This window comes from Pseudohongiella sp. SYSU M77423 (genome assembly GCF_029911965.1).
Classification (GTDB): Bacteria; Pseudomonadota; Gammaproteobacteria; order Pseudomonadales; family Pseudohongiellaceae; genus Pseudohongiella.
This window is the reverse complement of sequence record NZ_JARYTH010000009.1, coordinates 1-25699: the sequence shown is the minus strand read 5'-3', so window position 1 is coordinate 25699 and position 25699 is coordinate 1. Positions and strand designations below refer to the sequence as shown.

The window sequence follows — 25699 nt, the reverse complement described above, 5'->3', positions numbered from 1 at the left end:
TCAGAAATAATGGATATCACAACGATTGTTGCCGGCGCATTGATGTTTACCGTCGTGGTCATGCTGCTGGTCGTGTTGATCCTGGCTGCCCGTTCGCGTCTGGTCAGTACTGGTGATGTGAAAATCGAAATCAACGGTGACCCCGAAAAATCCATCACCGTGCCGGCCGGCGGCAAACTGCTCAACACGCTGGCTGATGCCGGCATTTACCTGTCCTCTGCCTGTGGCGGCGGCGGCACCTGTGCGCAGTGCAAGTGTAAAGTCGTTGATGGCGGTGGCTCCATGCTGCCAACAGAAGCGGGCCACTTCACCATGGGTGAGGCTAAAGAGCACTGGCGTCTGTCGTGCCAGGTGGCCGTCAAACAGGATATGAAAATTGAGGTTGATCCGGAGTTCTTCGGAGTCAAGCAATGGGAATGCGAAGTCATCTCCAATCACAACGTTGCGACCTTCATCAAAGAGCTGGTGCTGAAGATCCCTGAGGGCGAGAGTGTAGATTTCCGCGCTGGTGGTTATGTGCAGCTGGAAGTTGGTCCTCACGAAGTCGAGTTCAAGAACTTTGATATCGAAGAGCGATTCCGCGGAGACTGGGAACGATTCGGGCTGTTCGATCTGAAATCGAAAGTCAGCGAGACAACCGTCCGTGCCTACTCAATGGCAAACTACCCGGATGAGAAGGGCATCATCAAGTTCAACATCCGTATTGCCACGCCTCCGCCGCGGACCAATCATCCGCCGGGTATCATGTCATCCTACGTCTTTAACATGAAGCCGGGTGACAAGATCAAAGTATTTGGTCCCTTTGGTGAGTTCTTCGCCAAGGAAACCGAGAACGAGATGGTGTTTATCGGTGGTGGTGCCGGTATGGCGCCAATGCGCTCGCACATCTTCGATCAGCTGTGTCGTCTGAACAGCAAGCGCAAGATCACTTTCTGGTATGGTGCACGAAGCAAAAAAGAAATGTTCTACGTAGAAGATTTCGACATGCTTGCCAAAGAGCACGACAACTTCGAGTGGCATGTGGCCCTGTCAGAGCCGCAGCCCGAAGACAACTGGGAAGGCTACACAGGTTTCATTCATAACGTCGTGCATGACCATTACCTCAAGGATCATCCGGCGCCTGAAGACTGTGAATACTACATGTGCGGTCCGCCCATCATGAACGCCTCTGTGATCAAGATGCTCAAGGATCTGGGTGTCGAAGACGAGAACATCGCACTGGACGAGTTCTCCTGATTCCAGGATAAAGGTTTCAGCAATAAGCAAAACAAAAGGGGAGCCACGATGCCGACTATCGGCATGGGCTCCCCTGTTAGTTTCTGGTTTGGCTTTTCTGGAGTGACATCGGGGTAGTTGATGGCAAAACTCGCTGGATGGTTGTCTCGTTACAGATTCACGCTAGGCTTCCTGGCGTTATTTTTTTTGTGGGTCTGGCTGCGTCCGGAGCCGGCTGCCCAGGTCTATCAGCTTACTGGCGCCACCATGGGTACCAGCTATCAGGTAATGGTGGCCGGATTTCCGGACGGCCTGTCGGATGCCGAGCTGGCTCAGGGTATCGAGCAGCGTCTGTACAGGCTGGACAGGGAGCTGATGTCCACCTATGCGCCGGATTCAGAATTGTCCCGCTTCAATCGCAGCGAGCCGGGCGACTGGTTTGATGTGTCCCCGGAACTGGCATTTGTGGTCAGCAGGGCGATCGACTTCAGCCAGATGACGGATGGCTATTTTGATGTCACCGTGGGACCCTTGGTTGATCGCTGGGGATTCGGGCCGGATCAGGATGGAGCGATGCAATGGTCACGGGTGCCGGATCAGTCAGAGATTGAATCCTTACAGGCGCAAACGGGATATCAGCATCTGCAGGCTTCATTGCAACCACCGCGTCTTTTGAAGACAGCGCCTGTCAGAGTAGACCTGAGTGGCATAGCCAAGGGATATGCCGCCGATGTCATCGCAGCATATTTTGCAGACGTGGGTCAGGTTGACTATTTTATTGAGATTGGCGGTGAGCTGCGGATTCAGGGACAAAAGCCCGATGGTTCGCCCTGGGTACCGGCCATTGAAAAACCCACTGATGGTGCACCCGAAGTCTGGGCCATCATCGACACGCAGGGCGAATCAATAGCCCTGGCCGGCTCGGGTGACTACCGCAACTATTTTGTGGAAGACGGTCTGCGCTATTCGCATGAGATTGATCCGTTTACCGGGCGGCCTATCACTCACAATCTGGCTGCGGCCTATGTGATTGCCGACGATGCGCTGACTGCAGATGCGCTGGCCACGGCGTTTATGGTCATGGGCCAGGTGCGGTCACTGGCATTAGCCGAACAGCTCGGACTGGCGGCCTACTTTATAGTAAAATCGGCAGACGAAGACGGATTTGAACAGGTTCATTCGTCGCAGTTTGCCCAATATCTGGAGGAAACACCATGAGTACAGTGCTGGCAAGTTTCGTAATTTTATTACTGGTGGTCGCCGGCATGGCCATTGGCGTTATTTTCGGTCGCGAGCCGATCAAGGGCTCCTGCGGCGGCCTCAACAAGGCAGGTGTTGATGAAACCTGTGAGCTGTGCGGTGGCAATCCCAACAAGTGTGAAGAGACCGCCCGATGAGCAAGGCTGCCAATCGATACGATATTATAGTGGTTGGCAGTGGTCCGGCGGGCGAGTCGGCCGCAATTAACGCTGCCAAGCATGGAAAGCGGGTGGCATTGATCGCCGATCGCGACAAGGTGGGCGGTAACTGCACACACCTTGGCACCATCCCGTCCAAGGCACTGAGGCATTATGTCAAACAGGTCATGCAGTTTCGCTCCAACCCGCTGCTGCGCGAGTTTGCGTCACTGCACAAACCCGGCTTTCAGGAGATCATGTGTCACGCCAATCGCGTGATCGAAGAACAGGTCTACCTGCGCGCCAATTACTACGAAAAAAATGATGTCGAGGTCATTCACGGGCATGCACGGTTTCTCGATCCGCACACCATCAAGCTGGGCACGAAGGGCCCGACTCTGACTGCCGACTACTTTGTCGTAGCAACCGGCTCACGCCCCTATCGTCCGGAAGAAGTGGACTTCGATCACCCGCGTCTGTTTGACAGCGACAAGATTCTGAGCCTTGACCACACACCCAAAAAAGTCACGGTAATCGGTGCCGGTGTGATCGGTTGTGAGTACGCTTCGATATTTGGTGGCCTGGGCTGCAAGGTCGAGCTGATCAATCCGGCGGAGTCCCTGCTGTCATTCCTGGATTGGGAAATTTCCGATGCCCTGAGCTACCATCTGAAAGATATCGGTGTTCGCAGCCGCCACAAAGAATCATTCGCCAAGATCGAATACCACGATGACTATGTGGTCACGCACCTGGAGTCAGGAAAAAAAATAAAAAGCGACATCATACTGTGGGCTAACGGCCGCACGGGCAACTCAGACGGACTCGGATTGATTGAGCTGGGCGTAAAAGCCAATAGCCGAGGCCAGATTGAAGTCAATGAGCGTTACCAGACTGCCATCGAGAATATCTATGCCGCTGGCGATATCATTGGCTGGCCATCTCTGGCGAGTGCCTCCTATGATCAGGGCCGTGCCGCCTGTAATGCGATAGTCGACCCTGAGGAGTTTGTTGCCATCAACCGTGTCGCTTCCGGTATCTACACGATCCCCGAGATCAGCACACTTGGCAAGACCGAGCAGGAACTGACGGCGGAGCAGGTGCCCTACGAAGTCGGCAAAGCCTTTTTCCAGAACACCGCCCGCGGCCAGATCACGGGAGAGCAGGTGGGCATGCTCAAGCTGATCTTCCACTTTGATACGCTGGAGATTCTGGGCATTCACTGTTTTGGCGACCAGGCCTCGGAGATTGTTCACATTGGTCAGGCCATCATGGAGCAGCAGGGCTCGGCCAATACCATGAAGTATTTTCTGAATACGACATTCAACTACCCCACCATGGCGGAAGCGTATCGAATCGCTGCCCTGGACGGCCTGAACCGGGTATTTTGACCAGCTGACAGATAGCAAGGAGAGTGTTTGTGCCAACCCAGACAGTATGTGTGCTTGGTGGCGGCAGTTTCGGCACCGTGCTGGCAAATATCGTTGCCGGCAATGGATTCCGGGTGAACTTCTGGATGCGCAATGAGGCCCTGGTCGAGCAGGTTAATATCCAGCGCGAAAACCCCCAGTATCTGCCCGGCTACCGACTGCATGATCAGGTCACCGCGACCCATGATATTGAAGCTGCTGTGGCCGGCAGTCGTCTGGTGTTTGTAGCCGTACCCAGTGCCTACTTCCGCACGGTGGTCCGCAAAATGAAACACGCGGTCACCGATGACACCATGCTGGTCAGCACCACCAAAGGCATTGAAGCAGGTACATTCCTGCTGATGAGTCAGGTGATGAGAGAGGAGCTGCCAGACGCCCGTATAGGCGTGCTCAGCGGCCCCAACCTGGCGGGAGAGATTGCCAAGAAAAGCCTTACCGGAACCGTAATCGCCAGCGCGAGTGAGGCCGTGCGTGAACGTGTGCGCGAAGTGCTGCGGTCAGAATACTTCCGCGTTTACACCAACGATGACATGTTTGGTGTTGAACTGGGCGGCTCCCTGAAAAACATCTATGCCATCATCGCGGGTCTGGCAGCGGCCATGGGTATGGGGCAGAACACCAACAGCATGCTGATCACCCGCAGTCTTACCGAGATGGCGCGGTTTGGCCGTGAGCTGGGTGCCGACCCCATGACATTTCTTGGTCTGGCGGGTGTGGGCGATCTTATCGTGACCTGTTCTTCTTCGCTGAGCCGCAATTTTCGTGTAGGCTTTGCGCTTGGGCAGGGAAAATCGCTGAAAGAAGCGGTGGCAGAACTGGGTCAAGTTGCCGAGGGTGTCAACACGCTGAAACAGGTCAAGGAAAAGGCCGACCAGTTGGGTATCTACATGCCACTGGCCACGGGGCTTTATCGCATCGTGTACGAGGGCATGGCCGTAGAGCAGGTCATTGCAGCACTGATGCACGGCGAAGGTGCCCTGGATGTCGAATATGAAGCCAACCAGAGCAAGAAGCTGACAGGAGCGCGAGCATGTCCGACGACGTCGTAGATAACCTGAAAGAATCATCCACCTGGGTGCGCATTCTGCTGATGGCGGGATTCGCAGTCGCCCTTTACGTGACCGGTGTTGTGCTGCTGGTGATCACACTGGCACAGATACTCTTCTCGCTGATAACCGGTGACAGCAATGCCAACCTCCGCCGGGTAGGTGCCAGTCTCTCCGAATACGTGGCACAGATTCTTGCCTTTCTGACCTATAACTCTGAACTGCGGCCGTTTCCCTTTGCCGCGTTTCCCCAAATCAATGATCAAGAGGTCAATGATTCCGAGTCAGACGATGCGGACATGCCAGCTACCGAGTTCACCGGCAGTGAGCAGCCAGTCGCCAGTCCGGCCAGTTCGTCAACACCTTCAGAAAAAACCAGTACTGCAGAAAACTCCACTACTGCGGCAGCAGACAAGAAGAAAGACGATGCAGCTCCAGTGGACGCAGCCCCTGTGAATGGTGACGAATCTGCGTTGACCAAAACGGTAAAAGCGGCCAAGGCAGCCGATGCCGCTAAACCAGCGTCTGCACCTGATTCAGCTGCGCCAGCCAAGGCCAGCAAAGCTGCCAGATCAACAAAAACCAGTAAGGCGGTCAAGGCTGAAAAAACAGCCGCTGCCAGTGGGCAGGCCAAAACCAGCAGCAGATCCAAGGCCACCCAAAAACCGCGCAGCAAAAAGACTGCGGCAGAATCCACCAGCACTGCGGCAGCAGCCCAGTCAAGCTCTGAAACAGGCGCCACGCCGGATACGCCAAACAGTGATAGCTGACGTGCGTGTAGTCCGGCATAGATGTTTATGGCTTGTTGCCTCGCTGCTGATTCTGTGCAGCGGTTCGCTGACTGCCGATGTCGCCGGTTCCTCCGACTATGCAGGTTTTCAGCGCTTTCCAGGTTCGGAAATCGTTGATTACCGAACCGAGAACAGCACAATCTATCCGCTGGCGCTCGGCCGCATGCAGCGAGTGACCGGTTCGGTGTCTGCCAGCGAATCAGAGCGGCTGCAGGGGCATTTGCGCCGGATAACCTATGCCATTCCGGACGGGTTTGGCGCCGAGGAAGTCTACAACCACTTTCGCAGTCAATTGCTGAGCGCTGGTCAGCGCGAGCTGTTTGCATGCCAGGGGCGGGGCTGCGGCAGCAGCAACTACTGGGCCAACGATCACTTCAATAATCGCATACTTTATGGGCCGGAGGCCGGTCAGTACTACATGGCCAGCACCTTTCAAAGCCAGAGCAATGGTGAGGAGGTGCTGGGTTACGCTGCGCTGTACGTGGTGAGGCGCGGTAACCGCCGCCTGTATGCACACCTGGATTTTCTGGAACTGGCGGGAGCTCAGGCCGAACAGCAGCGCGCCGATGTGCTGACCACCGCACAGGCCATGCAGCTGCGCCTGGAAGACAGTGGCGTCATTGTGATTCCGGGCATCAGCTTTGATGACAACGATGTGCTGACCGAAGACCAGGGATTGACCCTGCTGGCCGATGTGCTTCAGCGCGACGCACTGCTGGAACTCCACCTGGTGGGACACATGCAGGAGGAGGGAGACGGGCAGGGACAGCTACAGTTACTGCAGCAGCGCTCATTACAGCGCGCCGAAGCAGTGCGACAGCGACTTGTTGAACTGGGTGTCGACGAGGATCGCCTTGAGGCGCACGGCGTGGGGCCACTGGCACCCTACTGCCGACCGGGGCCCTGTCAGCAGCGTATCGAAGCCGTAGTGCGTTAAATCCGGTCGTACTAGCGGTGCACCAGTGACAGGAATTCATTGCGGGTGCTTTGACTGGTACGGAAGCCACCCAGCATGCACGATGTGGTCATCACCGAATTCTGCTTCTCAACCCCACGCATCATCATGCACATGTGCTGAGCTTCAATGATGACGGCAGCACCGGCGGCACCGGTTTTCTGGATGATCACCTCAGCAATTTCCTTGGTCAGATTTTCCTGAATCTGCAGTCGTCTGGCGTACATGTCGACGATGCGGGCGATCTTTGACAGACCAATGACTTTGCCCTTGGGCAGATAGGCCACGTGACATTTGCCGATAAACGGCAGCATATGATGCTCACACATGGAATATAATTCGATGTTTTTGACAATCACCATCTCTTCGGATGAAGACGGAAACATGGCATTGTTGATGACTTCGTCAATGTTTTGCTGATAACCCCGCGTCAGGAATTGCATGGCTTTGGCCGCACGCAGCGGAGTATCCCGTAGTCCGTCGCGATTAAGGTCTTCACCGACGGACTGGATGATGTCACGGAAGGCCTGCTCCATGTTTTCCAGGGGGGCTTTGCTCATAACGGGGTACTCTCGTTTGGGTAAGCTAAAAAGGGACGCTCAAAAAAGGACCGCTACGGTACGATATTGGTAGGCGGGCGTAAAGCGAAATTCCAGACAATTATAGGCTTAAAACGAAAGATAAAGGAGTGTTGAGTGACTTTGGGTGATTGTGTGGCTTATGCGGCCGAGCAGTTTGATGGTGCCGGGCTGTTTTATGGGCACGGGACAGATAACGCCTGGGATGAGGCCGTCTACCTGATATTCTCGGTGCTGGGGCTGCCCTTTGATCGCGAAGACATTGACCCTGAACAGGAGCTCAGCGCAGCGCAGCAGCAACAGATCGAGCTGCTTGTGGCACGCCGGATTGAACAGCGTATACCGGTGGCCTACCTGGTTGGCGAGGCCTGGTTCGCCGGTCTGCCGTTTAATGTTGATGAAAGAGTGTTGGTGCCGCGCTCGCCGATTGCCGAGTTAATTCACAATGGGTTTCAGCCCATGCTGGATGCATCGCCGCGTCGCGCGCTTGATCTGTGCACCGGTAGCGGCTGTATCGGTATCGCCACTGCACTGACCTTTCCGGACTGTCAGGTCGACCTGGCTGATATCAGTCAGGATGCACTGGCCGTGGCTGACAGCAATATCAGGCGCCACGGTGTTGAAGATCGCGTACGTGTCATTCAGTCCGATCTTTTCCAGGGTTTGACAGGTAAAGGAGTCCGCTACGATCTGATTGTCAGCAATCCACCCTATGTATCCGCGGAGGAAGTGGCCGAGCTGCCAGCCGAATATCATCAGGAGCCCGCGCTGGGTTTGTTGTCCGATGACGACGGTCTGGCCATTCCTCTGCAGATTCTGAGGCAGGCACCTGACTTTCTCTCCGAGCAGGGCGTGCTGATTCTTGAGTTGGGTTATAGTTGGTCTGTACTGGCCGAACGTTACCCGCAACTGCCCGTGACCTGGCTTGAGTTCGACAATGGCGGGGAAGGGGTACTGGCAATAGATCGAGCCAGCCTGATTCGTGCCATGGATGTGATTCGTGTATAATGCTCGCCTTTTTACTAGGTAATGGAAACCTGAGCAATGGCCGGCAACACCCTGGGAAGTCTGTTTACTGTGACCAGTTTTGGCGAAAGCCATGGCCTGGCCCTGGGTTGCATCGTTGATGGCTGTCCGCCGGGCCTGGAGCTGTCCGCCGAGGATCTGCAGCGCGATCTGGATCGCCGCAAACCGGGTCAATCGCGTTTTACAACGCAGCGCAGAGAGGCCGATGAGGTTAAAATTCTGTCGGGCGTGTTCGAGGGCAGGACCACTGGTACACCTATTGGTCTGCTGATTGAAAATACCGATCAGCGCTCAAAAGATTACAGTAAAATCAAAGATATATTCCGGCCTGCTCATGCTGATTATACCTATCAGCAAAAGTACGGCATGCGCGATTATCGTGGCGGTGGTCGCTCCTCGGCACGGGAAACTGCGATGCGCGTCGCGGCTGGAGCAATTGCCAAAAAGTATTTGCAGCAGCACTGCTGTGTGCAGGTACGTGCCTATCTCAGCCAGCTCGGTCCCATCAAGGCAGAGACCCTGGACTGGGATCAGGTCGAACAGAATGCATTCTTCTGTCCGGATGCCAGCAAGGTGGCGGAGATGGAAGCTTACATGTCGGCGCTGAACAAGGAAGGTAACTCCATTGGTGCGCGCATCTCTGTGGTTGCCAGCGGTGTGCCGGTAGGTCTGGGTGAGCCGGTTTTCGACCGACTTGACGCGGACATCGCTCATGCGCTGATGAGCATCAATGCCGTCAAGGGCATAGAGATCGGTGCCGGCTTTGAATCGGTCACCCAGAAGGGCACCGAACACCGTGATGAGATGACACCCGGTGGGTTCCTCTCCAACAACGCTGGCGGCGTGCTGGGCGGTATCTCCAGCGGGCAGGACATCGTTGCGCATATCGCGCTGAAACCAACGTCCAGCCTGCGATTACCGGGCCGCTCCATTGACGTGGATGGCAATGAAGTCGAGGTGGTGACAACCGGCAGGCATGATCCCTGTGTGGGAATCCGTGCAGTGCCCATCGCCGAGGCCATGCTGGCCATCGTGTTGATGGATCACCTGATGCGGCATCGTGCACAAAACGCCGATGTGCGTTGCACGACTCCAAAAATTTAGTAAATTCATATAATTGTAGGCAGATCTTAACAAGGCTTCCTGATCCGGGAAGCATGCAAGGCGGGAATGATTCATGGCTGGAAAAACTCTGTACGACAAGCTCTGGGATTCGCACCTGGTCAAACAGCGCGATGATGGCACGGCGCTGATCTATATCGATCGGCAACTGATACACGAAGTGACCTCGCCGCAGGCCTTCGAGGGGCTGCGCCTGGCTGGCCGTAAACCCTGGCGTGCCGATGCCAATCTGGCAACGCCGGATCACAATATCCCGACCACCAAGGCGGAGCGCAGCCGGGGTCTGGAAGGCATCATCGATCCGGTATCACGCATCCAGGTAAAAACCCTGGACGCCAACTGCCTGGAGTTTGGTATTACCGAGCTGGACATGAACGATATCCGTCAGGGCATTGTGCACGTCGTGGGCCCGGAGCAGGGTGCAACCCTGCCCGGCATGACCATTGTCTGTGGTGATTCGCACACCTCAACGCACGGTGCGCTGGGTGCACTGGCACACGGTATCGGGACCTCGGAAGTCGAGCACGTCATGGCAACCCAGTGTCTGATACAGCGCAAAATGAAGAACATGCTGATCCGTGTCGACGGTCAGCTCAACCCGGGCGTGACTGCCAAAGACATCGTGCTGGCAATCATTGGCGAAATTGGTACGGCTGGTGGCACGGGCTACACCATTGAATTTGGTGGCGAAGCGATTCAGTCACTGAGCATGGAAGGCCGCATGACAGTCTGCAACATGGCTATCGAAGCGGGTGCGCGTGCCGGTCTGATCGCGGTTGATGAGACCACCGTCAACTACATCAAGGGGCGTCCGTTTGCTCCGCAGGGTGAGATGTTTGATCGTGCCGCCGACTACTGGCGCACGCTGGTCAGTGATGCTGATGCGCACTTTGACCGTGTGGTGGTGCTGGACGCTGCTGACATCATCCCTCAGGTTACCTGGGGAACCTCACCTGAGATGGTTGCCCCGGTTACTGGCGAGGTGCCAGACCCGGATCTGGAAACTGACAGCTCACGTGCCAGCAATATTCGCCAGGCGCTGAAGTACATGGGTCTGAAACCGCGCACACCGATTCGTGATATCAAGCTGGAGTACGTCTTCATTGGCTCCTGCACCAACTCACGCATCGAAGATCTGCGCGCTGCGGCGGCTGTGGTCAAAGGCCGCAAGGTCGCCAGCAATATCGAGCTGGCAATGGTTGTACCGGGCTCTGGTCTGGTCAAGCAGCAGGCGGAAGCGGAAGGCCTGGACAAGATTTTCATCGAAGCAGGCCTTGAATGGCGTGAGCCGGGCTGTTCCATGTGTCTGGCCATGAATGCCGACCAGCTGCCTGCTGGCAAACATTGCGCGTCTACCTCCAACCGTAACTTCGAAGGTCGCCAGGGTTTCGGTGGACGGACCCACCTGGTCAGCCCGGCGATGGCGGCTGCGGCGGCCATCCACGGCCATTTTGTCGACGTGCGTGATATTCTGCTGGAGCACTGATCATGAGAGCATTTACTGTACACACTGGATTGGCCATGCCACTGGATCGGGCCAACGTAGATACTGACTTCATCATCCCGAAGCAGTTTCTGAAGTCCATCAAGCGCAGCGGTTTTGGTATCAACCTGTTTGATGAACATCGCTACCTGGACAAAGGCGAGCCTGATGCGGACAACAGCAAGCGTCCAATCAACCACGACTTCGTGCTGAACCAGCCTCGTTATAAAGATGCCAGTGTGCTGCTGGCACGCGACAATTTTGGCTGCGGATCAAGCCGCGAGCACGCCCCCTGGGCGCTGGATGATTATGGATTTCGCGTACTCATCGCACCTAGCTTCGCGGATATATTTTTCAATAATTGCTTTAAGAATGGCATATTACCCATTGTTTTAGATAAACAAACTGTCGATCAGCTGTTCAAGGAAGTTGAGGCCAATGAGGGCTATCAACTGACGGTTGATCTGCCTGCGCAAACCATTACCAAGCCCGATGGCAGCACCATCAGTTTTGACGTTGATGCGTTTCGCAAGCACTGCCTGCTGAACGGTCTGGACGATATCGGGCTGACGCTGGAAGATGCCGACGCCATCAGCGCGTTTGAATCCCAGTGGCGTGAGAAATCGCCCTGGTACTTTGGCACACCAGCGAAGTCCTGAACGTACAAGTGATAGCCGAAGTGCCAGCCGCTGACAGCTGGCACTCAGGCAAACGCAGACCTGACAGCAATGATCCTCACCACTGAAGGGAGATGATATGAAAAAGTTCAATGTGGCCGTGGTCGGAGCCACCGGCGCCGTCGGCGAAACTCTGATCAGCATTCTGGAAGAGCGTAATTTTCCGGTAAACGAACTGTTCCCATTGGCCAGCGAGCGCTCTGCGGGCAGCACGGTCATGTTCCATGGCAAGCCTGTGACAGTTCAGAATCTGGCCGAGTTTGATTTCAGCAAGGCGGATATTGGCCTGTTCTCAGCTGGCGGCAGCATCTCCGAAGTCTACGCCCCCAAGGCGGGCGCAGCAGGCTGTATCGTGATCGACAATACCTCGCAGTTCCGCTACGACGACGACATTCCTTTGGTTGTCCCGGAAGTCAATCCGGAGGCGATCGCGAACTACACCAACCGCAATATCATTGCCAATCCGAACTGCTCCACCATTCAGATGCTGGTGGCATTAAAGCCGATTCACGATAAAGTGGGCATTACCCGTATCAACGTGTCGACCTACCAGGCAGTTTCCGGCACTGGCAAAGAGGCCATCGAAGAGCTGGCGGCCCAGACAGCTGCACTGCTGAATGGCAAAGAAGCCGAATGCAATGTGTATCCAAAGCAGATCGCCTTTAATGCGCTGCCGCACATTGATGTGTTCCTGGAAAACGGTTACACCAAAGAAGAAATGAAGATGTCGTGGGAAACCAAAAAGATCCTCGACAAAAGCGTTGAAGTGAACGCAACCTGCGTCCGCGTTCCAGTGTTCTTCAGCCATTCCGAAGCGGTGCATTTGGAGACTCGCGAGCCCATCACTGTCGAGGAAGTGCGTGAACTGATCAGCAAGGCACCTGGCGCCAAACTGATGGATGAGCGCAAAGACGGTGGCTACCCGACAGCGGTAGGCGACTCCGCTGGCAAGGACGAAGTTCTGGTCGGTCGAATCCGCAAAGATATCTCACATCCTAACGGTATCGATCTGTGGGTGGTGGGTGACAATGTCCGCAAAGGCGCGGCATTGAACTCCATCCAGATTGCTGAAGTGTTGATAAAAGACTATTTATCATAAATACTTGAGCCTGTTTCTCAGCACGCTGTCGAAAAGGATGCAATGATGGTAAAACGGCTGCTCCCACTAATTACCGCGCTGGCACTGCTGGCAGGCGGGCGGGCGGCAGCCGTTGAGCTGGGTGATCTGACACTGACCAGTAACAGTGACGAACCGCTGGTCGCCACCATCAGTCTGCTGGATATCGAAGGTCTGGATGCAGAGGCCATCCGGGTTATGGTGGCGGAATCTGAGGATTTCGAACGTCTGTCCCTGGAGCGCGACCCGGTCCTGGACAATCTGCAGTTTGACGTCAATCTTAACGCTGCTGGCGGACCAATCGTCACGCTGAGCGCTCCCGTTACCATTGATGAACCCTTCATCAGCCTCCTGTTGGACACCCGCTGGCCCAGCGGCCGTGTGCTGACCGAATATACCCTGCGACTGGAAGCCCCGGCGTTCACCGCCCAGACCGGCAATATATCCGAGTTTTCGCCAGTCCGTTCCGTGGTGCTGGATGTGCCGGAAGAGGAATCACAAGCTCCCGTTGAAGACTCCGCGGAGCAGGCCGAAACCGCTCCGGCTCAAACCCTTGCTGAGACATCCGGCACCGTCGAGACGGCTGCTCCCACTGATGCTGTCGCACAGCCAGACGAGCAGACTTCTGCCAATAACGTAAGCTCAGAGCCAGCGACACCAACATCAAATGCGGCCAGCACACCCGATCCGGAACTTCTGGCCAACGCCAGCACCCTGACAGTCAATGCGGGCGATACCTTGTGGGAGCTTGCACTGCGAGCGCGTCCCGACAGTTCGGTCAGCGTGCAGCAGACCATGCTGGCACTGCAGCGACTGAATCCTGAAGCCTTCATAGGCGGCAATATCAATCAGGTGCAACGTGGCGCCGTGTTGCGCGTGCCCGAACTGGACGAGATACGTCGTCTTGCCAATGCTGAGGCGGTGCAGGAAGTTCAGCGCCAGAATCAGGCGTTTGCCAATCGGGGAACCGCGCCTCAGCCGACGCAGCCGGCCACGTCAACGGCCAGCGGCAGCACCAATCAGGGTGAACTGCGCGTGGTCGCCGTCGATGAAGATGAAGAATCCGATGATCAACCTGACACCAGTGCCGCCGGAAACCAGGATGCTGAGCGGGAACGTCGTCTGAATGAGCTGGAAGATCGACTCGCCGTTCGTCAGGAAGAGCTTGACGAGCTGGACTCAGAGAATCACGAGCTGAACGCGCGCCTGGACATGCTGCAGCAACAGATTGCCTCCGCCCAGGAAATCATTCGCCTGCGCGACCTGGAACTGGCGCAATTACAGGAGTCACTGGCCGATCAGGACTCTGCACGAGCCGATCAGGCGGATCAGCCGGATACGGTTGTCACCATGGCGCCAGAAGGCGGACCGGTTCAGCAGTTCCTTAATATGATGATCAGCAACACCTGGTTGCTGTTGAGCCTGCTGGCGGCACTGGTGCTGTCGATTGTGGCCTTCCTGGTATGGCGCAACCGGGCCGCAAGGGCAGCTGAGCAGGAATCACAGCGCAGCAATGACGAGATGAAGCTGGGCGATGAGGATTCCGATGAGATGCTGTTTGCCGGTGTCGCCGCCGCGGCAGCCGAGGCGGATGCCAGCCGGCAGGCCGACTCAGTTGTTGACGCTGATGGCGAAGCGGCAGCCGAACAGGAAGACAGCGATGATGACGACGATGGTGTTGTCTACACGCCCAGTACCGCCGCGGCAACCATGGCGCAGGCCTATGAAGAGGTCGAGTCGGAACGGCAGGAAACTGACGAGGCTGACAGCGACCCGTGGCAGACCCCAGAAGAAGACACCGACGAGGCTATGGTCTTCGATGACGAATCGGCACCAGAAGACGCCATCGCCCAGTCACAGAGTTCAGAAACCCAGGTTTTCAGTGGCGACGACCTGAGTGATGCGGACAGCGCCTGGGATGATACTGATGCGTCTGCCTATGACCTCGATGATGAATTCGACCTCAACCAGCCTGATGAGTCGACAGTTGAGGCCGAGCCGGCGTCGCCGTCGGAGTCCGACTTCGAGTCAGAACTTGATGCCGAGCTGGAGTGGCCGGGGCAGGAGCGGGAGCAGGAGCAGGAGCAGTCGTTTGAGTCCGAACCGGAGCCTTTCGCTGAGCCAGAACCGGAACCCGAAACTGTCATGGAGCCAGAGCCAGAGCCAGAGCCAGAGCCAGAGCCTGAGCCAGAGCCTGAGCCTGAGCCTGAGCCTGAGCCCGAACCAGAGCCTGAGCCAGAAACAACTGCCATTGCAGATGACTACGACCTCAGTGAGCCGGACGTCAAAGCTGATGCCAGCTCCACCAGTACCGATGAGTTTGATGATCTGGCCTTCATACCCAGTGAAGAAATGACCGAAGACGATGCGGCGGAAGACGAAGACGACTTCCCGCTGCTGTCGGACAGCGATGAAGCTGCAACCAAGCTTGATCTGGCGCGTGCCTACATCGACATGGGCGATGAAGCGGGTGCCAGAGAAATTCTGGGTGAAGTGCTGGACGAGGGAACCGAGACCCAGCGCCAGGAAGCCCAGTCATTGCTTGACCGTCTGGAATAATCTGCAGGAATCGAATTGACTACCCGTATTGCTCTGGGCGTTGAATATAATGGCGCCCGCTTTTCCGGCTGGCAGCGCCAGGCCTCGCCACCACTGCCGACAGTCCAGGGCCAACTGGAAACGGCGCTCTCGCGTATCGCAAACCAGCAAGTGGCGATCAGTTGCGCGGGCCGCACTGACGCCGGTGTCCATGCCACGGGCCAGGTCATCCATTTCGACACAGCCATAGACCGGGGCGCCAAGGCCTGGGTAATGGGCACCAATACCCATCTGCCACCTGAGATTCGCGTGCAGTGGGCCACGCCGGTTAATGATAATTTCCATGCCCGTCATTCGGCCCGCAGCCGCCGCTACCGTTATGTCATCTATGATCAGCCAGTCAAACCAACTGTACTGGTGGGTCAGCTGACACACGTGCGTCAGCCTCTGAATGTTGCGATGATGCATGAGGCGGCCCAGCATCTGCTGGGCGAACATGATTTCAGTTCGTTTCGGGGCTCTGGTTGTCAGGCCAATTCACCGTTCCGGGAGATTCGCTCAATCGCTGTTTACCGGCACAACCGTTTTATCATTGTTGAAGTCGAGGCCAACGCCTTTCTGCTGCATATGGTTCGCAACATCACGGGTACATTGTTGCAGGTGGGCTTCGCCAGACAGCCAACAGACTGGGTGCGCGAAGTGCTGATGAGCCGGGACCGCAAGAAGGGTGGCGATACGGCGCGTCCCGATGGCCTGTTCCTGGTTCATGTTGGCTATCCCGATTACCCGGATCTGCCGCAGTTGCCGCTGGGGCCATGCTTTCTGTAGATTCTCGCCTGTGGCGCTGGCTGCAATTGCGCTGACGCAAAGTGTACACAGCAACATCCCTTGAGCATTTTTCCCCTCAGTCCCGGTTATACTCACACATGAACGCGTGTTCTCTGGTAAAATCCGGGCCCCTGCCTTGTGTCGAAACAGAGCTTGATGCAATCAGGCAGGACCTGAATGACGGCGCATGGCAGCGTCGATTTGCTCCCGGAAAACAACTGAACGACCCTCAGGATGAGCATGACATTGCGAACACGCGTAAAAATCTGCGGCATAACCCGTCCTCAGGATGCCGTGCTGGCCGCCAGACTGGGTGCGGATGCACTGGGTCTGATGTTCTATGCCGGCAGTAAACGCGCCATCACACTGAGGCAGGCTGCCGAAATTCGCGCCGCAGTGCCAGCATTTGTCAGTGTTGTGGGTCTGTTTGTTAACCCGCAGCGTATTGATGTGGAGTCCACCCTGCAGGCGGTTCATCTGGACTGTCTGCAATTTCATGGCGATGAGGACCCCGCGTTCTGTGAGTCATTTGCCATACCCTACATCAAGGTTGTGCGCGTGCCGGCAGAAGCTGACGACAGCGGCCACGGGAAGCTTCTGCAGCAGGTCGAAAAGCAGGCTGCGCAATTTTCCGGGGCCAGTGCCATATTGCTGGACACCTACGACCCGCAGCAGCGCGGCGGGACAGGTAAACAATTTGACTGGACGCTGGCGCGGCGCTGTGTAGAGCAGATTGCCGCACCGATTGTCCTGGCCGGGGGGCTGAGCGCTGACAATGCTGCCCGTGCCATCAACGAGGTTCGACCCTGGGCGCTGGATCTCAGCTCCGGGGTGGAAAGCGAGCCGGGTATCAAAGACCCGGATAAACTGCAGGCATTTTTTGAAGAGGTTAACCGTGTCCGTATCTGAGTCAGAACATGTTGCCACTACGGCAACCGCGCAGGATCCGTTCAGTGGTCCCGACCTGACCGGCCATTTTGGTCGATTTGGCGGGATCTTTGTTGGCGAAACGCTGATGGCAGCTGTAGAAGAGCTCGATCGCGTCTATCGTCAACTGTCTGGCGATCCGCAGTTCTGGCGTGACTTCGACTACGACATGGCGCATTACGTTGGCCGGCCATCGCCGCTGTATCACGCTGAAAGACTGAGCGAACATGCCGGCGGCGCAAAGATCATTCTCAAGCGGGAAGATCTCAATCACACCGGTGCGCACAAGATCAACAACACTATCGGGCAGGCACTGCTGGCCAAATACATGGGCAAGCCGCGCATCATCGCCGAAACCGGTGCCGGTCAGCACGGAGTGGCCAGCGCCACGGTAGCGGCCCGGCTGGGGTTGGAGTGTCATGTCTACATGGGAGCCGAGGACGTCAAACGTCAGGCAGCAAACGTCTACCGCATGAAACTGCTGGGTGCCAATGTAGTGTCTGTGACTTCCGGGTCCCGCACTTTGAAGGACGCCATGAATGAGGCACTGCGCGACTGGGCAACCAACGTAGATAACACCTACTACATTATTGGTACCGTGGCCGGCCCACACCCTTATCCCATGCTGGTCCGAGATTTTCAGGCCATCATCGGTCGCGAAGCCCGTGAGCAGTCGCTGGCCGAGTACGGTAAATTGCCGGACGCGCTGGTTGCCTGTGTCGGTGGTGGATCCAATGCCATTGGTCTGTTCCATCCCTTCCTGCGCGACAAAGATGTGGCGATTTATGGTGTCGAAGCTGGTGGTGACGGCGTCGAGACCGGCCGTCATGCGGCGCCGCTGTCGGCGGGCAAGCCCGGCGTATTGCACGGCAACCGTACCTACATCATGAGCGATGACAACGGTCAGATTCTGGAGACGCATTCGGTTTCAGCCGGTCTGGACTACCCGGGTGTGGGCCCTGAACACGCCTGGCTGAAAGATGCCGGTCGCGCCAACTATGTGTCGGTCACAGATACCGAAGCACTGGATGCATTCCGCTTGCTGACACGCAAGGAAGGCATCATCCCGGCCCTCGAGTCGGCGCATGCGATAGCCTATGCTATTAAGCTGGCAGCGACCATGTCGCCTGATCAGACGGTTCTGGTCAATCTGTCCGGTCGAGGCGACAAGGATATCCATACGGTTGCCGGCATTGATGGCATTACCGTCTAGCAGAGCACAGGGAGAGGCAAGCGAACATGAGTAGAATCAGCAAAACGATTGCGGCCGCCAAACAGGCAGGCCGCAAGGTTCTGGTACCTTATCTGGTGGCTGGTGACCCCGACCGGGACACCACGGTGACCCTGATGCACCAGCTGGTCAGCAACGGCGCTGACATCATCGAGCTGGGTGTGCCATTCAGCGACCCATCCTCTGATGGTCCGGTGATTCAGCTGGGCGCCGAGCGCGCACTGCGGCAGGGCGTGGGCATGAAGACCGTGCTGTCCATCGTCAGCGAGTTTCGTCAGAAAGATGACAAAACGCCAATTGTGCTGATGGGTTATCTGAACCCACTGGAAGTCATGGGTTATGAGAACTTCGTCAGCCAGGCCAGCTCGGCAGGCGTTGACGGCGTGCTGGTGGTGGATCTGCCGGTCAGTGAGGCGAAAGAACTGCTGGCACTGACGCAACCGGCCGAGATGGATATCATTTTCCTGGTGGCTCCCACGACAACCGAAAAGCGCCTCCAGGGTATCTGTGAGCACAGTTCAGGTTACCTGTACTATGTGTCGCTGAAGGGCGTCACCGGGGCTGCCATCACTGACGCAGACTCAATTGCCGAGCGTGTTAAAGCGCTTCGCGAGCGCACTGAGCTGCCCGTCGTGGTGGGCTTTGGCATCAAGGATGAGGCCAGCGCAACATCAATGGCAGCTATCAGTGATGGGGTTATCGTGGGTAGTGCACTGGTCCAGAAAATCGGCGAGCTGACTGACTCTGGCGCCCGTGATGAGGCCGCTGTAGCGCAGGCCTGCGAGCTGATCGGGCGTCTGCGCAAGGCGCTTGACGCATAGATTGGCGGAAAATGTTATAGTACCCGACCCGAGGCCATAACTTGGGCTTTAAACATCAGGAATCGATTGACAGGAATCAGGTATGAGCTGGATTAACAAAATCCTTCCCTCCATTCGCAACAGCAGTGCGGCGCCCGATGGTGCCAAACAGAAATCCAGTGTGCCCGAAGGGCTCTGGAAGAAATGCCCACGCTGTGAGGCAGTCCTGTATCGTCCCGACCTCGAGCGTAATCACGATGTCTGCCCCAAGTGCGACCATCACATGCGTATTACCGCACGGCGTCGTCTGGACCTGTTTCTGGACGATGACAGCGCACAGGAGCTGTTCGAGGATATCGAGCCCGTAGATATCCTGAAGTTCAAGGATCTCAAAAAGTACAAAGATCGTCTGTCCGCCGCGCAGAAAAGCACCGGTGAGAAGGATGCCCTGGTGGTTGTGCAGGGCAAGGTATGCGATGTCGAGGCAGTTGTAGCAGCCTTCGAATTCGGCTTTATTGGTGGTTCCATGGGTGCCGTGGTGGGTGAGAAATTTGTGCAGGCGATCAACACCTGCATCCAGCAGCGCCTGCCGCTGATCTGTTTCTCCACCAGTGGTGGCGCCCGTATGCAGGAAGCACTGGTATCCCTGATGCAGATGGCAAAAACTTCTGCTGCACTGGAGCGTCTGCGTGGCGAAGGTCTGCCGTTCATCTCCGTGCTGGTCGATCCAGTTTACGGCGGTGTCTCGGCCAGTCTCGCGATGCTGGGTGACATTAACGTCGCCGAACCTCGCGCTCTGGTAGGTTTCACAGGTCCCGACGTGATTCGTCAGACGGTTCGCGTCAAACTGCCGGAAGGTTTCCAGCGCAGCGAGTTCCTGCTGGAGCATGGCGCTATAGATATGATCGTGCATCGCAAGGATATGCGCCGCACCGTCGCTGGTCTGGTTTCCAAGCTGATGCAACTGCCGCCGGCTGCCTGATAAATGACGCAGGCCGCCACCCTGGCGCAATGGCTGGACTACATCCAGCAATTACATCCCTCAGAGATCGACATGGGCCTGGACAGGGTGCGACAGGTCGCCCAGCGACTTGGCGTCACCCGACCGGCGCCTACCGTAATCACGGTTACCGGCACCAACGGCAAGGGCAGCCACGTGGCGGCGCTGGAGGCGCTGTCGCTGGCCCTGAAGCTCCGTGTCGGTACTTATACCTCCCCGCACATCCTGAACTACAACGAACGTGTGCGACTCAACGGTCAGGACATCACTGACCAGCCATTGATCGATGCTTTCGAGCGCATCGAGCAGATGCGCGGTGATATCTCTCTCAGCTATTTTGAGTTTGGTACGCTGGCAGCACTGATGATTTTTCAGCAGTCGCCGCTGGATGTCGTGGTATTGGAGGTCGGTCTGGGTGGTCGACTCGATGCTGTGAACATCATCGATGCCGACGTCGCCATCATCAGCAGCATCGGCCTGGATCACCAGGAATACCTGGGCAACAGCCGCGAATCAGTGGCGCGCGAAAAAGCCGGCATCATGCGCGCCGCCAAACCGGTTGTTTGTGTTGATGCCAATCCGCCAGCCAATCTGCTGGACATAGCCGAATCGCTGGCTAGCCCGCTTTATTTGATTGGTCGGGAATTTAATGCGATCGACGACGGTCCCGTGTGGCGCTGTGAATTGACGGCTGCCAGCATGCACTCCGGCGTCGCCGGCACGGCGGCAGACTCCCTGACGAGTGCGGGGGGTGAAAGCCGCGTGAGCGGGCCCCGGTGGCAACTGAACAATCTGCCCATGCCACGCCTGCAGACGCGCAATGTTGCTGGTGCTTTGCAGGCCGCGGTGCTGAGCGGCTTGATTACTGACCAGGAACAGCTGAACTCAGTCCTGCTGTCCATGTTGCCGACGCTGCAACTGGCCGGACGACTGCAGTACCTGACAATTGCCTTTGATCAGACCGCAGATCCGGCACAAAACAAAAGCAGAACAGTACTGCTGGATGTGTCCCACAACCCCCAGGCGGCACTGTCGCTGGCAGCAGAGCTGGCGAGCTGGCGCAAACGGGATGGACAGGCGGGGCAGGGTAGCGAGACTCCAGCGGTCGGGCACAGCCCCAGCATCCGGGTGATTTTGGCGATGATGCAGGACAAAGATCATATTGGATACGTTTCGCCTTTAGAAAAGCATGTCGATTTCTGGTATATTGCGCACGTCGATATGCCGCGCTGCATCGGTGCCGAACAACTCGCCGGGCGGCTGCGCGAAGCGGGTATTGGTGAGACCGCTGATACCGCCAGCATTCGTGCCTTTACGGATGTCGGCAGTGCACTCGACTCAGCCTGTCGTGAAGCGTCGCCGCATGATCTGCTTGTTGTATGTGGTTCTTTTTTCACCGTATCCGATGCGCTGCACTGGTTATCGCCGAAGACCTGATCAGCGTCGCCCGGAACACAGAGACAGACAGTGACAGCAACTGTTAAAAAAGAGGCCCTGCCGCTTTGAATCAGAACACCCGTCAACGACTGATTGGCACGCTGGTACTGGGCCTGCTCGCCCTGATATTACTGCCGATGATTTTCGACGGCGAAGGCAGTTACCAACCACCACTGCAAACCAATATTCCTGCAGAGCCAGCTCGTCCCGATGTTACCCGGGAGATGCCGACTCGACCGGTGATTACAGCCGATACGGATGCCATCCGCATAAGGCCACAGACCGAGCCTGAACAAGAACCCGCCCAAGCAACGGACGAGCCAGCTTCAGTCAGCGAACAGACTGAAGCGGGCACTGACAACGCAGGCCTCGCGCAGGCTGACTCCGGCTCAACAACGAGCGACACCGCCGAAGCCGAGCCGCAGACTGCTGAAGCCGCTCCAGAAACTGCACAGGCCGCTGCTGAAACTACACAAGCGACACCGGCCGATCAGCAGGCAGAAGTGACGTCGGCGCTTGATTATCGAGGACTGCCCGAAGCGTGGAGTGTGCGACTGGCATCGTTTTCCAGCCAGGCTAATGCCAGCAATCTGTTGAACCGCTTGGTGGGAGATGGGCATCGTGCCTACACACGGCAGATCGATTCAAGTCAGGGGCCGTTGACAGCTGTGTTTGTCGGGCCACTGGTAGACCGTGCCGCAGCCCAGAGTCTGCTGGAAATGCTGCGCTCCGATTACGAGCTCAATGGGCTGGTGGTGCGCTACCAGATTGAGGAGTAACAGATGCTGAACTGGGTCGATGTAGCAATCCTGATCGTGGTGAGCATCTCCGCAGTCTTTGGTATCTCGCGCGGATTTGTGCGCGAAGTACTGTCCGTGCTGGCATGGATCGCCGCCATCGTTGTGGCGCGGCTTTACAGCCCGCATCTGGCACCGTTTTTTACAGTTACTGACAATGAAACCGCCCGTTACGCGCTGGCCTTTGCCGTGCTGTGTCTGCTTACTCTGATCGTCGGCGGCATCATCAATCATTTCATGGCGCGACTGGTCAGCATGGTGGGTCTGCAGATGACCGACCGGTTGCTGGGCACTGTGTTTGGGGTGGCGCGCGGTGTGATCATTGTTGCCATTGTTGTCTATTTTGCTGCCAGCTCCTACAGCCTGGAGCTCTGGTGGCAGGAGTCTGTTGCCATTCCTTACATTGAACGTGTTATCGAATGGGGACAATCCATGCTCGGCAGCGATCCTGCCGCAGTCTGATTTTTTACGCTGGTTTATGGAGTATTTTGCATGTGTGGTTTAGTTGGCATCGTTGGCAACTCAGATGTGGCCGTTTCACTCTACGATACACTGACGGTGTTGCAGCATCGCGGTCAGGATGCGGCAGGTATTGCAACCTGCGATAACGGCAAGCTGAATTTGCGCAAAGACAACGGCCTGGTTAAAGATGTCTTTCGAACCCGACATATGCGGCGCCTGACCGGCAAGATGGGTATTGGCCATGTCCGCTATCCCACCGCCGGCAGCTCCAGTCCGGCGCTGGCGCAACCGTTTTATGTAAACTCTCCCTACGGCCTCTGCCTGGCCCATAACGGCAACCTGACCAACTCCGCCAAACTCTCCGAAGAACTGTATTCCGAAGACCTGCGTCACATCAACACCGATTCCGACTCCGAAGTCCTGCTCAACATTTTTGCCCACGAACTGCAGCAGGTTGGCCGCGTTGCGCCGACTGCTGAAGATGTTTTCCAGGCAGTGGAAGGTGTGCACCGTCGCTGTCGGGGTGGTTACGTCGCGCTGGTCATGATCACCGGTTACGGCATTGTTGGTTTCCGTGACAAAAACGGCATTCGTCCACTGGTGTTTGGCAAGAAAGAAGTGGCAGGCGGCCAGACCGAATACATGCTGGCGTCAGAGAGCGTCGCGCTGGACTCGCAGGGTTTTGACCTGGTGAGAGACGTGGCACCTGGTGAGGCCGTGTACATCGACTCCAAGGGCAATCTGCACACCCGTATCTGCTCCGAGCCCGCGCCCTATGCCCCGTGTATCTTCGAACATGTCTATTTTGCGCGACCTGACTCCCTGATGGACGGAATCTCGGTTTACAAGGCTCGACTGAGAATGGGTGAGCGCCTCGCCGACAAGGTCAAACGCCTGCGTCCGGACCACGACATCGACGTGGTCATTCCGATTCCCGACACCAGCCGCACCTCCGCGCTGGAACTGGCCAACCATCTGGGCGTCAAATACCGCGAAGGTTTCGTCAAGAACCGCTACATCGGCCGTACCTTCATTATGCCGGGTCAGAGTGAGCGTCGTAAATCCGTGCGCCAGAAACTCAATGCCATCGAACTCGAATTCCGCGGCAAGAATGTGTTGCTGGTCGATGACTCCATCGTGCGTGGCACCACCTGCCGCCAGATCATCCAGATGGCCCGCGAAGCCGGTGCCCGAAAAGTCTACTTCGCGTCCGCGGCACCACCCGTGCGTTACCCCAACGTTTACGGTATCGACATGCCTGCCGCCACCGAGCTGATTGCCCACGATCGCACCGAACAACAGGTGCAGGAACTGATCGGTGCCGACTGGCTGGTGTTCCAGGATCTGCCTGATCTGATCGCCGCTGCCCATGAAGGCAACCCCAAGATCAAGCAGTTTGAATGTGCGGTCTTCAACGGCGAATACATCACCGGTGATGTCGATCAGCAGTACCTCAAGGCACTGGAAGCCGCCCGTAATGACGCTGCTAAAAAAGCCCGCGCCAACACCAAGGCCGAGCCTGCCAACGAAGAGTCGTGACAACGGCGCCGTTTGTGCTATAAAACAGAGACTCAAGGAAAAAGGGGCTCTAGACGATGCAACCAACGGCGCAACGCATAGACACACTTGATGTCCTGCGGGGCCTGGCGGTTCTGGGTATTCTGGTCATGAATATCCAGTTCTTTGCCATGCCCATGGCTGCCTATCTCAATCCCTCCGCTTATGGCTCACTGGATGGCCTCAATGGCATGGTCTGGGGTGTCAGTCATCTGTTGACCGACCAGAAGATGATGGCGCTGTTTTCCATGCTGTTCGGTGCGGGCATTGTCCTGTTCTGTGAGCGTGCCAACGCTGCCGGGCGATCAGTCGCCAAATACTATTACCGTAGAAACCTCTGGCTGCTGGTTTTTGGCCTGCTGCACGGCTATCTGCTGTGGTCTGGCGACATCCTCTTTTTGTATGCCGTCTGTGCCTGCCTGCTGTACCCCCTGCGTAACAAACCAGTTCGCACCCTGATCAAGCTGTCGGTGTTTTTCCTGGCGATTTCCTCCATCCTGTACCTGCTAACCGGCCTTGGACTGCAGTCGATGTCCGGCGACGAGATCGCAGCCGAGATCATGCCTCAGTGGCGACCTACGACCGAGCAGATGCAAGCAGAGCTGGCGGCCTATCAGGGCGGCTGGATCAGCCAGATGGCAATGCGTGTTCCCATGACACAGGAAATGCAGGGACTGGCCATGCTGATGTGGGGTTTCTGGCGTGCCGGTGCCCTGATGCTGCTGGGCATGGCGCTGTTCAGGACTGACATCATAACGGGCAGAGCAGAGCGTGTCGTCTACCTGCGCCTGATATGGCTGGGCCTTGCCGTCGGTCTGCCACTGGTCATATTCGGCATTTTCTGGAACTTCAACAACAACTGGCAACTCACATCCATGTTTATCGGCTCGCAGTTCAACTATTGGGGCAGTGTGCTGGTCAGCCTTATGTGGATGGCCATCATCGTGCTACTGCTCAAATCACACAGGATGAGCACGCTGACCAACAGGCTGGCAGCCACCGGCCGGATGGCTTTCACCAACTACATCATGCAGACGCTGATCTGCGGCTTCATATTTTACGGTCACGGGCTGGGGCTGATAGGGCAGGTGGAGCGATGGGGGCAGTTGAGCATTGTGTTTGGGGTGTGGGCGCTGCAACTGTGGCTGTCGCCCATCTGGTTGCGGTCGTTCCGGTTCGGTCCGCTGGAGTGGCTCTGGAGATCGCTCACCTACGGCCAACTGCAACCGCTCCGCCGCTCTTAAGTACTCTTGATTCTGGAGCGGGCCGAGAGGTGGGTGTCAGATCG

At 56.8% G+C, this 25699-nt stretch carries 24 protein-coding genes; 23 read left to right on the top strand and 1 reads right to left on the bottom strand.

What is annotated here, in order from left to right:
• The first annotated feature begins 9 nt into the window (after nucleotides 1-9).
• The 7 genes from nqrF to QGM61_RS14825 all read left to right on the top strand — a co-directional run bounded on the left by nqrF (nucleotide 10) and on the right by QGM61_RS14825 (nucleotide 6813).
• Complete coding sequence (gene nqrF, locus QGM61_RS14855) at nucleotides 10-1236, top strand: NADH:ubiquinone reductase (Na(+)-transporting) subunit F (RefSeq protein ID WP_237134427.1); 1227 nt, start codon at nucleotides 10-12, stop codon at nucleotides 1234-1236.
• Nucleotides 1237-1356: 120 nt separating this feature from the next.
• On the top strand, nucleotides 1357-2433 hold the full coding sequence (locus tag QGM61_RS14850) for an FAD:protein FMN transferase (protein ID WP_281133455.1): 1077 nt from the start codon (nucleotides 1357-1359) through the stop codon (nucleotides 2431-2433).
• Nucleotides 2430-2612 carry a (Na+)-NQR maturation NqrM gene (gene nqrM, locus QGM61_RS14845; protein ID WP_237134425.1) on the top strand — a complete coding sequence of 61 codons (183 nt, stop codon included), beginning with the start codon at nucleotides 2430-2432 and terminating at the stop codon, nucleotides 2610-2612. Before QGM61_RS14850 ends, nqrM begins: the two co-directional genes overlap by 4 nt.
• Nucleotides 2609-4000: a Si-specific NAD(P)(+) transhydrogenase gene (gene sthA / locus QGM61_RS14840; protein ID WP_237134424.1), complete on the top strand. Its 1392-nt coding sequence runs from the start codon at nucleotides 2609-2611 to the stop codon at nucleotides 3998-4000. Before nqrM ends, sthA begins: the two co-directional genes overlap by 4 nt.
• Before the next feature lie 29 nt (nucleotides 4001-4029).
• The gene (locus QGM61_RS14835; protein WP_237134423.1) at nucleotides 4030-5088 is read left to right on the top strand and encodes an NAD(P)H-dependent glycerol-3-phosphate dehydrogenase; all 1059 of its coding nucleotides are present in this window, start codon (nucleotides 4030-4032) and stop codon (nucleotides 5086-5088) included.
• Nucleotides 5070-5855, top strand: a complete 786-nt coding sequence (locus QGM61_RS14830) for a DUF4389 domain-containing protein (protein WP_281133454.1) — start codon at nucleotides 5070-5072, stop codon at nucleotides 5853-5855. Before QGM61_RS14835 ends, QGM61_RS14830 begins: the two co-directional genes overlap by 19 nt.
• Nucleotides 5845-6813 carry a DUF4892 domain-containing protein gene (locus tag QGM61_RS14825; RefSeq protein WP_237134421.1) on the top strand — a complete coding sequence of 323 codons (969 nt, stop codon included), beginning with the start codon at nucleotides 5845-5847 and terminating at the stop codon, nucleotides 6811-6813. Before QGM61_RS14830 ends, QGM61_RS14825 begins: the two co-directional genes overlap by 11 nt.
• Nucleotides 6814-6824: 11 nt before the next feature.
• Here QGM61_RS14825 and folE read toward each other — a convergent pair whose 3' ends face one another.
• A complete protein-coding gene (folE, locus tag QGM61_RS14820; RefSeq protein ID WP_237134420.1) occupies nucleotides 6825-7391 on the bottom strand; it encodes a GTP cyclohydrolase I FolE in 567 nt (188 codons plus the stop codon).
• A 135-nt stretch (nucleotides 7392-7526) separates the two neighbouring features.
• Here folE and prmB point away from each other — a divergent pair, with 135 nt between their 5' ends.
• The 16 genes from prmB (at nucleotide 7527) to QGM61_RS14740 (ending at nucleotide 25655) form a co-directional block, all read left to right on the top strand.
• Nucleotides 7527-8417 carry a 50S ribosomal protein L3 N(5)-glutamine methyltransferase gene (gene prmB, locus QGM61_RS14815; protein WP_281133453.1) on the top strand — a complete coding sequence of 297 codons (891 nt, stop codon included), beginning with the start codon at nucleotides 7527-7529 and terminating at the stop codon, nucleotides 8415-8417.
• Nucleotides 8418-8453: 36 nt separating this feature from the next.
• A complete protein-coding gene (aroC, locus tag QGM61_RS14810; RefSeq protein WP_281133452.1) occupies nucleotides 8454-9539 on the top strand; it encodes a chorismate synthase in 1086 nt (361 codons plus the stop codon).
• A 73-nt stretch (nucleotides 9540-9612) separates the two neighbouring features.
• Nucleotides 9613-11043, top strand: coding sequence for a 3-isopropylmalate dehydratase large subunit (gene leuC / locus QGM61_RS14805; protein ID WP_237134417.1), 1431 nt, complete (start codon nucleotides 9613-9615; stop codon nucleotides 11041-11043).
• A gap of 2 nt (nucleotides 11044-11045) precedes the next feature.
• Nucleotides 11046-11699, top strand: coding sequence for a 3-isopropylmalate dehydratase small subunit (leuD, locus tag QGM61_RS14800; protein ID WP_237134416.1), 654 nt, complete (start codon nucleotides 11046-11048; stop codon nucleotides 11697-11699).
• Between the two features lie 97 nt (nucleotides 11700-11796).
• Nucleotides 11797-12816 (top strand): aspartate-semialdehyde dehydrogenase, encoded by a 1020-nt coding sequence (locus tag QGM61_RS14795; protein ID WP_237134415.1) that lies wholly within the window; start codon nucleotides 11797-11799, stop codon nucleotides 12814-12816.
• Between the two features lie 42 nt (nucleotides 12817-12858).
• Nucleotides 12859-15393, top strand: coding sequence for a FimV/HubP family polar landmark protein (locus QGM61_RS14790; protein WP_281133451.1), 2535 nt, complete (start codon nucleotides 12859-12861; stop codon nucleotides 15391-15393).
• A 15-nt stretch (nucleotides 15394-15408) separates the two neighbouring features.
• The gene (gene truA, locus QGM61_RS14785; protein WP_281133450.1) at nucleotides 15409-16200 is read left to right on the top strand and encodes a tRNA pseudouridine(38-40) synthase TruA; all 792 of its coding nucleotides are present in this window, start codon (nucleotides 15409-15411) and stop codon (nucleotides 16198-16200) included.
• Between the two features lie 240 nt (nucleotides 16201-16440).
• Complete coding sequence (locus QGM61_RS14780) at nucleotides 16441-17109, top strand: phosphoribosylanthranilate isomerase (protein WP_411268769.1); 669 nt, start codon at nucleotides 16441-16443, stop codon at nucleotides 17107-17109.
• A gap of 55 nt (nucleotides 17110-17164) precedes the next feature.
• The gene (gene trpB / locus QGM61_RS14775) at nucleotides 17165-18340 is read left to right on the top strand and encodes a tryptophan synthase subunit beta (RefSeq protein ID WP_272907336.1); all 1176 of its coding nucleotides are present in this window, start codon (nucleotides 17165-17167) and stop codon (nucleotides 18338-18340) included.
• A 26-nt stretch (nucleotides 18341-18366) separates the two neighbouring features.
• The gene (trpA, locus tag QGM61_RS14770; RefSeq protein ID WP_237134411.1) at nucleotides 18367-19179 is read left to right on the top strand and encodes a tryptophan synthase subunit alpha; all 813 of its coding nucleotides are present in this window, start codon (nucleotides 18367-18369) and stop codon (nucleotides 19177-19179) included.
• An 82-nt stretch (nucleotides 19180-19261) separates the two neighbouring features.
• Nucleotides 19262-20140: an acetyl-CoA carboxylase, carboxyltransferase subunit beta gene (gene accD / locus QGM61_RS14765; RefSeq protein WP_237134410.1), complete on the top strand. Its 879-nt coding sequence runs from the start codon at nucleotides 19262-19264 to the stop codon at nucleotides 20138-20140.
• Between the two features lie 3 nt (nucleotides 20141-20143).
• Nucleotides 20144-21595: a bifunctional tetrahydrofolate synthase/dihydrofolate synthase gene (gene folC, locus QGM61_RS14760; protein ID WP_281133449.1), complete on the top strand. Its 1452-nt coding sequence runs from the start codon at nucleotides 20144-20146 to the stop codon at nucleotides 21593-21595.
• 65 nt (nucleotides 21596-21660) lie between these two features.
• The gene (locus QGM61_RS14755; protein WP_281133448.1) at nucleotides 21661-22374 is read left to right on the top strand and encodes an SPOR domain-containing protein; all 714 of its coding nucleotides are present in this window, start codon (nucleotides 21661-21663) and stop codon (nucleotides 22372-22374) included.
• 3 nt (nucleotides 22375-22377) lie between these two features.
• The gene (locus QGM61_RS14750) at nucleotides 22378-22854 is read left to right on the top strand and encodes a CvpA family protein (protein ID WP_281133447.1); all 477 of its coding nucleotides are present in this window, start codon (nucleotides 22378-22380) and stop codon (nucleotides 22852-22854) included.
• Between the two features lie 30 nt (nucleotides 22855-22884).
• The gene (purF, locus tag QGM61_RS14745) at nucleotides 22885-24393 is read left to right on the top strand and encodes an amidophosphoribosyltransferase (protein WP_281133446.1); all 1509 of its coding nucleotides are present in this window, start codon (nucleotides 22885-22887) and stop codon (nucleotides 24391-24393) included.
• Between the two features lie 56 nt (nucleotides 24394-24449).
• Nucleotides 24450-25655, top strand: coding sequence for a DUF418 domain-containing protein (locus QGM61_RS14740; protein ID WP_281133445.1), 1206 nt, complete (start codon nucleotides 24450-24452; stop codon nucleotides 25653-25655).
• The last annotated feature ends 44 nt before the right edge of the window (nucleotides 25656-25699 follow it).

Coding starts and splice junctions, on each gene's coding strand:
- nqrF (WP_237134427.1), top strand. CDS start 10: ATGGATATCACAACGATTGTTGCCGGCGCATTGATGTTTACCGTCGTG.
- QGM61_RS14850 (WP_281133455.1), top strand. CDS start 1,357: ATGGCAAAACTCGCTGGATGGTTGTCTCGTTACAGATTCACGCTAGGC.
- nqrM (WP_237134425.1), top strand. CDS start 2,430: ATGAGTACAGTGCTGGCAAGTTTCGTAATTTTATTACTGGTGGTCGCC.
- sthA (WP_237134424.1), top strand. CDS start 2,609: ATGAGCAAGGCTGCCAATCGATACGATATTATAGTGGTTGGCAGTGGT.
- QGM61_RS14830 (WP_281133454.1), top strand. CDS start 5,070: ATGTCCGACGACGTCGTAGATAACCTGAAAGAATCATCCACCTGGGTG.
- folE (WP_237134420.1), bottom strand. CDS start 7,391: ATGAGCAAAGCCCCCCTGGAAAACATGGAGCAGGCCTTCCGTGACATC.
- aroC (WP_281133452.1), top strand. CDS start 8,454: ATGGCCGGCAACACCCTGGGAAGTCTGTTTACTGTGACCAGTTTTGGC.
- leuC (WP_237134417.1), top strand. CDS start 9,613: ATGGCTGGAAAAACTCTGTACGACAAGCTCTGGGATTCGCACCTGGTC.
- leuD (WP_237134416.1), top strand. CDS start 11,046: ATGAGAGCATTTACTGTACACACTGGATTGGCCATGCCACTGGATCGG.
- QGM61_RS14795 (WP_237134415.1), top strand. CDS start 11,797: ATGAAAAAGTTCAATGTGGCCGTGGTCGGAGCCACCGGCGCCGTCGGC.
- QGM61_RS14790 (WP_281133451.1), top strand. CDS start 12,859: ATGATGGTAAAACGGCTGCTCCCACTAATTACCGCGCTGGCACTGCTG.
- QGM61_RS14780 (WP_411268769.1), top strand. CDS start 16,441: ATGACATTGCGAACACGCGTAAAAATCTGCGGCATAACCCGTCCTCAG.
- trpA (WP_237134411.1), top strand. CDS start 18,367: ATGAGTAGAATCAGCAAAACGATTGCGGCCGCCAAACAGGCAGGCCGC.
- accD (WP_237134410.1), top strand. CDS start 19,262: ATGAGCTGGATTAACAAAATCCTTCCCTCCATTCGCAACAGCAGTGCG.
- folC (WP_281133449.1), top strand. CDS start 20,144: ATGACGCAGGCCGCCACCCTGGCGCAATGGCTGGACTACATCCAGCAA.
- QGM61_RS14750 (WP_281133447.1), top strand. CDS start 22,378: ATGCTGAACTGGGTCGATGTAGCAATCCTGATCGTGGTGAGCATCTCC.
- purF (WP_281133446.1), top strand. CDS start 22,885: ATGTGTGGTTTAGTTGGCATCGTTGGCAACTCAGATGTGGCCGTTTCA.
- QGM61_RS14740 (WP_281133445.1), top strand. CDS start 24,450: ATGCAACCAACGGCGCAACGCATAGACACACTTGATGTCCTGCGGGGC.